Genomic DNA, 1683 nt, shown 5'->3' on the forward strand with positions numbered 1-1683 from the left:
ACTTACATTATGAAATGGTGGAGATGGGGGGAATCGAACCCCCGTCCGCAAGCCCGCTACAGACAGTTCTACATACTTAGCCTGGTTGTTTGATTTAATCTTGCATGCACCAACCGACAAGCGACTGCAAGACGAGTTACCTTAAGGTTAATGAAGTATTAAGTAACCCAATACGACACGTATCCCGTGTATATGACACTGCCTATGGGTTACCCCAATCCAACCCACGGGAGAGCTGGTGCAGCGTCCAGCAGAACTAAGCTGCTAGAGAGTAAGTTTCGTCGTTTGCGACTATACTTTTTTCAGCTGTATTTACGAGGTAATCTGAGCCTCGGTATGCCCTGCCTGCTTTGCAACCCACGTCGAAACCTGGTCAGCCCCAATGCAAGCTTGCAATTATACGCTTCAAAGCCAGACTAGCCAATCTTAAAGCGCTGTCGTATGACATGATACAATTCTGGTATGTTCAATAAAATAGTGATATTCGGCGTGGGATTGATAGGCGGCTCTGTCGCCCTGGCGCTGAAAAAATTACCTGACCCGCCGCACATCACCGGCGTTGGCCGTTCAAATCAAAGTTTGCAGGAAGCTCTGAGCCTGGGGTTGATTGACAGCGCGGAAACAGATATTGCGATCGCACTGGAAAATGCAGACTTGATACTTATTGCTACCCCGGTTGCACAAACACCAGCCATTTTGAAATCCATTCTTCCGCACCTCGCTGCACATACAGTGATTACCGATGCAGGCAGCACTAAATCAGATGTCATGGCTTATGCTGAGGCTGAGCTCGGTGATCATTTTAATCAGTTTGTCGGTGGCCACCCGATTGCCGGGGCTGAAAAAAGTGGTCCGAGTGCGGCGATTGCAGATTTATACATAGGCAAGAATGTGATTCTTACACCGGGGTCGCTTACTGACCTAGAAGCTGTATCAAAGGTCGCGGCGTTATGGGAGAGCTGTGGCGCCGTGGTATCCAATATGCGCCCGGAAGATCATGACAGCGTATTTGCAGCTGTGAGTCATTTACCCCATTTATTGGCGTTCGCCCTGGTAGAGGATCTAGCCAAGCGAGATAACGCCGAACTACTGTTCAAGTTTGCCGCCAGTGGCTTCCGTGACTTCACACGGATTGCGGGTAGTCATCCTGAAATGTGGCGGGATATAGCGCTAGCAAATAAGAAGGCCTTGCTCAAGGAGCTTAATACTTACCAACAAGCGGTAAGTGAGATGACTGCACTGCTTGAGAATAATGACCACGAAGGATTGTTTGCGCTGTTCGATCATGCCAGCCATGCACGCAATAACTGGGCAAAATCCAAAATTCAATCATAGACTTAAAAGATTTCACAGATATGGAACCACTTCACTTACCTGCTTACACGCAAGCGCATGGGGCAATTACCTTGCCTGGCTCTAAAAGTATCTCCAATCGCACCTTGTTATTGGCAGCACTTGCTGAAGGCGTGACAGTCATTCGTGACCTCTTGGATTCGGATGACACGGCAAGGATGCTGGAGGCGCTGAGATCACTGGGTGTTGAGCTGGAAAACATTGCTGAAAATGCCTGGAGAGTGACTGGCTGCGCGGGGAAATTCCCCAATAAAGAGGCTGACTTGTTTTTAGGTAATGCTGGTACCGCCTTTCGCCCGCTGACAGCGGCGTTGGCTTTTTCGGAGGGCA

The 1683-nt window shown here is 49.2% G+C and carries 1 protein-coding gene, 1 other RNA gene and 1 pseudogene; 2 read left to right on the top strand and 1 reads right to left on the bottom strand.

The features are described 5' to 3' along the window. Nucleotides 1-15: 15 nt before the first annotated feature. Nucleotides 16-381: a transfer-messenger RNA gene (gene ssrA / locus VK958_RS07220) on the bottom strand. Nucleotides 382-462: 81 nt separating this feature from the next. On the opposite strand from ssrA, the gene VK958_RS07225 reads away from it, so the two are divergent. Together VK958_RS07225 and VK958_RS07230 are read left to right on the top strand one after the other, a co-directional pair. Next, nucleotides 463-1335, top strand: a complete 873-nt coding sequence (locus VK958_RS07225) for a prephenate dehydrogenase (RefSeq protein ID WP_325240235.1) — start codon at nt 463-465, stop codon at nt 1333-1335. 20 nt (nt 1336-1355) lie between these two features. Continuing rightward, nucleotides 1356-1683 (top strand): annotated as a pseudogene (locus VK958_RS07230) (3-phosphoshikimate 1-carboxyvinyltransferase); the annotation flags it as partial.

The organism is Methylophilus sp., assembly GCF_035460085.1.
Lineage (GTDB): Bacteria > Pseudomonadota > Gammaproteobacteria > Burkholderiales > Methylophilaceae > Methylophilus.

What these genes read in the sequence shown, in the direction of transcription:
- VK958_RS07225 (WP_325240235.1), top strand. Translation starts at nt 463, where the DNA reads ATGTTCAATAAAATAGTGATATTCGGCGTGGGATTGATAGGCGGCTCT.